At 63.4% G+C, this 7861-nt stretch carries 5 protein-coding genes and 1 tRNA gene; all 6 read left to right on the forward strand.

Annotated elements, in window-relative coordinates; translation table 11 throughout:
• Window positions 1–196 precede the first annotated feature (196 nt).
• The 6 genes from ACVOLR_RS02405 (at window position 197) to thrC (ending at window position 7450) form a co-directional block, all read left to right on the forward strand.
• Window positions 197–273, forward strand: a tRNA-Arg gene (locus ACVOLR_RS02405).
• Between the two features lie 61 nt (window positions 274–334).
• Complete coding sequence (locus ACVOLR_RS02410; protein ID WP_481535011.1) at window positions 335–1081, forward strand: AraC family transcriptional regulator; 747 nt, start codon at window positions 335–337, stop codon at window positions 1079–1081.
• A gap of 87 nt (window positions 1082–1168) precedes the next feature.
• Window positions 1169–2113 (forward strand): DMT family transporter, encoded by a 945-nt coding sequence (locus ACVOLR_RS02415; protein WP_481535012.1) that lies wholly within the window; start codon window positions 1169–1171, stop codon window positions 2111–2113.
• A gap of 492 nt (window positions 2114–2605) precedes the next feature.
• A complete protein-coding gene (gene thrA / locus ACVOLR_RS02420) occupies window positions 2606–5110 on the forward strand; it encodes a bifunctional aspartate kinase/homoserine dehydrogenase I (RefSeq protein WP_481535013.1) in 2505 nt (834 codons plus the stop codon).
• Window positions 5107–6051: a homoserine kinase gene (locus ACVOLR_RS02425; protein WP_481535014.1), complete on the forward strand. Its 945-nt coding sequence runs from the start codon at window positions 5107–5109 to the stop codon at window positions 6049–6051. Before thrA ends, ACVOLR_RS02425 begins: the two co-directional genes overlap by 4 nt.
• Before the next feature lie 103 nt (window positions 6052–6154).
• The gene (gene thrC / locus ACVOLR_RS02430) at window positions 6155–7450 is read left to right on the forward strand and encodes a threonine synthase (protein WP_481535015.1); all 1296 of its coding nucleotides are present in this window, start codon (window positions 6155–6157) and stop codon (window positions 7448–7450) included.
• Window positions 7451–7861: the final 411 nt, after the last annotated feature.

Below are 7861 nucleotides of genomic sequence, written 5' to 3' on the forward strand. Positions count from 1 at the left end.
TGGGCTGGGCTTGGTTGATCGAGAGACCTTGGTGTTGGAACAGCATATTGGCACCCAGCGCAGTCCGGATGCAGCGGCCGATTTGCGCTTGGCCATTGGCATACGGGGGGCCGGATTTGATGGCTGATCGACGCCCGCTCGGCCGGAAATGCTGGCTGGGGGCGGCGCTTGCCTGTAACCTTGGCCTCCATCTTTTGACTCCGTAGCTCAGCTGGATAGAGCGGTCCCCTCCTAAGGGACAGGTCGCACGTTCGAATCGTGTCGGGGTCACCATCTTTCCGCGCAGCTTGCGGTGCCCGCTGCAAGCGCCAGTCAGCCCCCGGTGCGCATGCCGATGCAATGCGTTGAAGCCCTCAATTTCCGTAGTTATGGCCCGGCCGGCCATGCGCACAGCCATGACCATCTGCAGCTGGTGTTGCCGCTGCGTGGGAGCCTGGAGCTGGAAATCGACGGGCGCGGCGGGCGCTTGGACACCTTGCACGGCGCCGTGATCGTCCCGGGTGCAGCTCATGTGCAGGCCGGTAGTGGGCACAACCGGTTTCTGATCGTTGACTGTGACAGTGCCCTGTTGCAGCGGTCACAGTTGGATCAGGGGCGGGTGCGTCCATTCCTGGGGATTTCGGCGGCGGTGTGCAGCTTGCTCGAATTCGTGGATATCAGCATGGGTGGCCGCGATGCGGTGCCTGCGCCAGTGGCCAGACATGTACTGCCGTTGTTGCTGGATAGCTTGTTTGCTGCCCAGCGTCCCTCGGTGGCAGACAATGCCGGCTTGCGGCGGTTGTGCGAACAGATTCGTGCAGCTCCGGGCGAAGCGTGGCCGCTGGCACGGATGGCGCAGATCGCCGGGATGGGGTTGACCGCACTGCATGGCGCGTTCAAGCGTCAATTCGGCCTCACACCGGGGCAATGGCTGCAGCAGCAGCGTCTGCAATGGGCGCAGCGCCAGTTGGCTGAGGGCAGGCAGTCGGTGGCGCAGATTGCCCAGCAGGCCGGTTTCTCCGACCAGAGTGCATTGACCCGGGCCATGCGCCGCTCGCAGGGGATTACCCCGGGCCGCTATCGACGGAGTCCGGACGCGTAGTTTGAGCACAGCGGCGCGCAGCTTGGGACAATACAGCGTGGGCCGGCAGTTGGATGCTGGTGTTGTGTCTGACTGTCGGGTGGCTTGATGAAAGAGCGGATGTTGTTTGGCATTGGTAATGGCGTGGCTTCAGGCGCGCTGTGGGGCTTGGTGTTCCTGGCGCCAGCCGTGCTGGTGGATTTTTCGCCGCTGCAGTTGGCTGCGGCGCGCTACCTGATTTATGGCCTGGTTGCGGTGATCCTGCTGGTGCCGCGCTGGCCGGCGCTGCGTGCGCATATCGGCAAGGCGGACTGGAAGGCCCTGACCTGGCTGAGCCTGCTCGGCAATCTGATCTATTTCGTGCTGTTGTCGATCTGCGTGCAGTGGAGCGGCGGCGGTGCGGCGGCCCTGATAGTCGGCATGGTACCGGTGCTGGTGGCCGTGGTCGGTGCACGTGAGCCGGGGGCGGTGCCGCTGTCACGGCTGGCACCGGCCTTGCTGCTATGTGTGGCGGGCGTGGTCCTGATGGGCTACCAGGCCATCGCCTCGACGCATGTGCAGACCACCACCACGCAGCGTTTGATCGGCTTGCTGTGCGGGGTTGGCGCGCTGGTGTCCTGGACGGCTTATTCGGTGGGCAATACCCGTTGGCTGGCCAAGGTGCCCAATGTGTCCGGGCATGACTGGTCGCTGCTGACCGGTGTGGCAACCGGTGGCCTGGCCTTGTTGCTGGCGCCGATCGCCTTTGCCGATGCCGGGGCAGGGCATTCAGGGCGTGAATGGGCGGGCTTCTGGGTGATGGCCGCAGCGGTGGCGGTGTTTGCCTCCATCCTGGGTAATGCCTGCTGGAACCGAGCAAGCCGCGCCCTGCCACTGACCTTGGGCGGGCAGATGATCGTGTTCGAGACCTTGTTCGGGCTGGTTTACGGCTTCGTGTGGCAGCAGCGCTGGCCGGTGGCGGTCGAAGTTGTTGCTGCGCTGTGCCTGCTGGCTGGCGTGATCTGGAGCGCTGCGGCGCACCGGCCGAAGGTGCAAGCGGCCGCATCGGTGTGAGGAATCTGCGCAGTCAGGTGGCGAAAGCCTGACTGCGGCGCTTCTTTCGATTGTTTGCGGGCGGCGGTTTGCCGTGATGGTCGAAAGGTAGATCGCGCCGCCTTGAGTCAGGTATTGCATGCTGCTTGGCAGTTAGATGCGCGACGTTCGCGCTTGATGACATTTGCAACTTTTAGCAGCAGGTTTGACGAAGTTGCCTTTATCTGTGTTTTTGCAACGCAGCACTTGACAGTCTGATCCCGGCTGTTGTCTCTTGAAGGCCATGAACAGCCAGCAGCCCCTCGCCATCACCTCGCAGTCGCCTTCCGGCGGCCGGGTGAGTGCGCCCGGGTTTGGCGGCGCCATTACCACCACCACTATTACCGTCACCATTAGCCCGGTGCGGTCCGTCGTCTTCGCGTAATTTCCGAAAACCACGGCCCCGCACCCGGATCAGGATGCGGGGGAACCCCATCCAGATGCGTGTCGGGGCCTCCAGCCGAGGTTCTTCCGATGTCGTCAGTTGCTGTTTCACCCGCCGATCCTGCCGCGAACGCTGCCGTTCGCACCGTCGTGCATAAATTTGGCGGCACTTCCGTCGCCGATGCCGAGCGTTACCGGCATGTGGCGCAGCTGCTGCTGGCCCGCGACGAAACCGTGCAGGTCACCGTGGTGTCGGCGATGAAGGGAGTGACTGACGCGCTGATCGGGCTGGCCAAGGCTGCGGCTGCAGCCGATCCGGCGTGGGATGACCGCTGGCATGAGCTGCGGGCGCGCCATCGTGGCGCGGCCGCCGCGCTGCTGGGCGAGCAGTCCGGGGTGACCATCGAATGGCTGGATGCGCGCTTCGAGCGTCTGCGCGAGATTCTGGCGGCGTTGGCGGTCATTGGTGAGTTGCCGCAGGAAGTGCTGGACCGCGTGCAGGGCCTCGGCGAGGTGTTCTCGGCGCATCTGCTTGGCTATCACCTGCAGGCGCTGGGCGAAGACGCCGATGTGCTGGATGCGCGCGACGTGCTGGTGGTCAACCACGGCGAGTTGGGCGTGGATGTCGATTGGAAGTCCAGTGCCGCCAAGCTGGCGTTGTGGCGCGAATCGCATCCGGCACAACGTCTGGTGGTGACTGGCTTTGTTGCGCGCGATCGCAAGGGCAACATCACCACGCTGGGGCGCAACGGCAGCGATTTCTCCGGCGCAATTTTTGCTGCCTTGTTCGCTGCCGACGAGCTGCATATCTGGACCGATGTCGATGGCGTGCTCTCGGCCGATCCGCGGGTGGTGCCGGAAGCGGTGCAATTGGACGCCCTGAGCTACGACGAAGCCTGCGAACTGGCCTATTTCGGTGCCAAGGTAGTGCATCCGCAGACCATGTCGCCGGCCATCGAGCGCGGCCTGCCGATCATCATCCGCAACACCTTCCGTCCGGATCACCCGGGCACCCGCATCACTGCCGACAGCTCCAGCAGCGGGCCGATCAAAGGTTTGACCCTGAGCGCGGATCTGGCTGTGCTGAATGTCGAAGGTACCGGTCTGATCGGCGTGCCCGGTACCGCCGAGCGGGTGTTCTCGGCGCTGCGCAATGCGCATGTATCGGTGGTGATGATCTCGCAGGGTTCGTCCGAGCATTCGATCTGTTGCGTGGTGAAGCAGGCTGAAGCCGAGTTCGCTCGCGACGCACTTACCCAGGCGTTCTCGCACGAGTTGGCAGCAGGCCAGGTGCAGCGCGTGCAGCTCACCAGCGGGGTGAGCGTGCTTGCGGCGGTGGGCGATGGCATGGCCGGCCAGCCCGGCGTTGCAGCGCGTCTGTTCGAGTCGTTGGGGCGCGCGCAGGTCAATATCCTGGCCATTGCGCAGGGCTCGTCCGAGCGAAATATCTCGGTCGCCATCGAAGCCTGCGACGCGACCAAGGCGCTGCGTGCTGCGCATGCCGGCTTCTGGTTGTCGCCGCAGACCTTCTCGGTCGGTCTGATCGGGCCGGGCAATGTCGGTGCAGCCTTGCTTGAGCAGTTGTATGCTTCCGAGACCGCGCTGCTGGCACGCGCCAAGCTTGATCTGCGCCTGCGTGCGGTCGCCTCGCGCAATCGCATGGTGCTCGACCAGCGTGGCATGCATGGCAACTGGAAGGCCGCGTTCGATTCCGCCGCGTTGCCGAACGACCTTGATCTGTTCACCGAGCATCTATTGTCGGCGCGCTTGCCGCATACCCTGATCATCGATTGCAGTGGCAGTGCTGAAGTAGCTGACCGCTATGCCGGCTGGTTGGCTGCCGGCATCCATGTGGTTACTCCGAATAAACAGGCTGGCTCCGGCCCGCTGGCGCGCTATCAGGCGATCCGCGAGGCGGCAGCGTCCACCGGCGCACGCTTCCGCTACGAAGCCACGGTGGGCGCGGGCTTGCCGGTGATCACCACGCTGCGTGATCTGGTCGATACCGGCGATGACGTGACTGCGATTGCCGGTATTTTTTCCGGCACGCTGGCCTGGCTGTTCAATAAATACGATGGCAGCGTACCGTTCTCTGAGCTGGTCACGCAGGCGCGTGGCATGGGTTACACCGAGCCGGATCCGCGTGATGACCTGTCCGGTGTGGATGTGGCCCGCAAGTTGGTCATTCTCGCCCGCGAAGCCGGCTATGAGTTGAGTCTGGAAGATGTGGCGGTGGAAAGTCTGGTACCGACCGAATTGCAGAGCGCCAGCGTCGATGATTTCATGGCGCGCCTGCAGGAAGTGGATGCGAGTTTTTCGCAGCGTCTGGCAGATGCGCGTGCCCGCGGCAATGTGTTGCGCTACGTCGCTCAGTTCAAGCCAGGCCAACACCCGAGCGTAGGCCTGGTCGAGCTGCCGTCTGATCACGCTTTTGCCAACCTGCGCTTGACCGATAACGTGGTGCAGTTCACCACCCGTCGTTACTGCGACAACCCCTTGGTGGTGCAGGGCCCGGGCGCAGGCCCAGAAGTTACGGCAGCCGGTGTGTTTGCCGATGTGCTGCGTGTAGCAGCGGGCGAGGGAGCGCGATTGTGAGTGATGCTTTGACTGGTTCCGATGCACGACAGGCGCGGGCGTTTTCGCCGGCGTCGGTCGCCAATGTTGCAGTCGGTTTTGATCTGCTGGGTTATGCGGTGCCGGATGTTGGCGACACGGTGACAGTGCGCCGCATCGAAGCAGCGGAAGTGCGCATCGTCGCTATTCGTGGTGCGGCGGTCGAGTTGCCGCTGGATGCGCCCAGCAATACTGCCGGAGCGGCGCTGATTGCCTTGCGCGAGGCGCTGGCGCTGCCGTTCGGTTTTGAAGTGGAGATCGACAAGGGCATACCGCTTAGCTCAGGCATGGGTGGCTCGGCTGCGTCCTGTGTGGCGGCTTTGGTTGCGGCCAATGCATTGCTGGATGTGCCGTTGAGTCGCGAGCAGCTTTACAAGTACTCGTTGGAAGGCGAGGCAGTGGCCAGTGGCAGCCGTCACGGTGACAACCTGGGCCCGATGTTCCTTGGCGGTTTGGTGCTCTCTACGCTGGAGCGCTTGGTTCCGGTGCCTATACCCGCGCATTGGCACAGTCTGCTGGTGCATCCGGACGCGTTGTTGGAAACACGTCGCGCGCGTGAAGCACTGCAGGGCAGCTACGCGTTGAAGGAGTTTGTTGCCCAGAGCAGCAATCTGGCCCTGGTGTTGGCCGGCTGTCATGCCGGCGACGCGGGTCTGGTGCGGGCAGGCTTGGTCGATGTTCTGATCGAGCCGCGACGCGCGCCGCTGATCGTTGGCTTCGACGCAGCCAAGGCAGCCGCACTTGCTGCAGGTGCGATGGGCGCCAGCATCTCCGGCGCAGGTCCCAGTGTTTTTGCCTGGTTTGAAGACCGTGATGCTGCATTGGCTGCCGCGTCCAAGGTGCAGGCAGCGTTCGCTGCAGCGGGTTTCGATAGCCAAAGCTGGGTAAGCCCGATCAACAGCCCCGGCGCCAGACTGCTCTAGGCCTGATAGCCCCTCTCCCTGCGGGAGAGGGGTTGGGGTGAGGGAGACGCTTGCGCGGTCCTTGATTAAAAAGCAGCACACCAACCATTTCGCGGATTTCCGAATGAACTTCATCTCCACCCGCAATGCTTCCCCCGCCGCCACGCTGAGCCAGGCCATTGCCGCCGGCTTGGCACCAGATGGCGGTCTGTACGTACCCGAAACGATGCCGGCAGTACGCACCTTGCAGCTGGGCGACACGCTCGCTGCGACCGCCACCGAGCTGTTGCAGCCGTTCTTTGCGGATGATGCCTTGGCAGCTGAACTGCCGACAATCTGCAACGAAGCCTTTGACTTCCCAGCGCCGCTGCAGGCTTTGGCGACCGGCAACGATCATGTGCTTGAGCTGTTCCACGGCCCCACCGCAGCGTTCAAGGACTTTGGCGCGCGTTTCCTCGCTGCCAGCCTGTCGCGTTTGCGTGCAGGGCAGGAGCGTTCGTTGACCATTGTGGTCGCAACTTCCGGCGACACAGGCGCTGCAGTTGCCGCGGCCTTCCATAACCAACCCAACCTTCAGGTTGTAGTGCTGTACCCGGATGGGCGTGTATCGCCGCGTCAGGCACATCAACTGGGTTGTCTTGGTGGCAACATCCGCGCGCTGCGCGTGGCCGGTTCGTTCGATGATTGCCAGACCATGGCCAAGCAGGCACTGAGTGATACTGGCCTGCAGGCGCAGGTGCCGCTGAGTTCGGCCAACAGCATCAGCCTGGGGCGTTTGTTGCCGCAGATGAGCTACTACGCACATGCTGCGCTCAGCCATCAGGCTGCGCACGGCTCGCTGCTGAATTTTGTTATCCCAACCGGCAACCTGGGTAATGCGATGGCAGCGGTGATGGCGCGCGCCTTGGGTGTGCCGCTGGGGCGCATCGTGCTGGCGACCAATGCCAACCGCGTGCTGCCGGACTACTTCAACGGCGCTGACTACACACCGAAGGCCAGTGTCGCCACGCTCGCCAATGCGATGGATGTGGGCGCGCCGAGTAATTTCGAGCGCTTGCGCTGGCTGTACAAGGGTGATGATGCGGCGCTGCGCGATGCATTCACTTCGCAGGCGGTTGACGATTCAACCATCCGCGAGACCATCGCTCGTCGCTATCGCGATTACGGTGAAGTGTTCTGCCCGCATACCGCCACTGCGGTGCATGTGTTGGAGCAGTTGCGCGCCAGTGGCAGTGCGGCGTCGGATCAGCATTGGGCAGTGGCAGCGACCGCGCATCCGGCCAAGTTCGAGTCGGTGGTTGAGCCGCTGATCGGTCGCGAAGTAGAAGTGCCGCCTGCACTGGCCGAGCTGCTGAAGCGCCCAGCCCACGCCGAGCCCTGCGCACCGGAGTATGCCGCCCTGCGCGAAAAGCTACTGTAACCAGAACCCAAGCGTAGTGCCGAGCCATGCTCGGCAGGGGCTCTACCGATAAGCATGAATGTAGGAGCAGCGTCAGCCGCGAAGCCGGGATCGCTTCACGGCGACCAATTTCCAGGGTCTGGGAATGTACGAGCTTCGCGGCTGACGCCGCTCCTACAAAGCGGTGTCACCCGCTCATGTAGTGCCGAGCCATGCTCGGCAGAGGCTCTACCGGAAAATCCGGTTAGGTAGTGCCGAGCCATGCTCGGCAAGGGCTTTACCGGTAAGGCCACAGCCGAGCATGGCTTGTATGTTCCTCCCGGCTCCTACGAGGTATGTAAGAGCTAGGGTGGAGGGACCGTCAACATGATATCTGCGGGTACCAGCCGACAGACGAGCCGAGCGATCCCCATCCCGCACCTTAACGTCGAT

It is taken from the genome of Stenotrophomonas sp. STEN030, assembly GCF_056759995.1.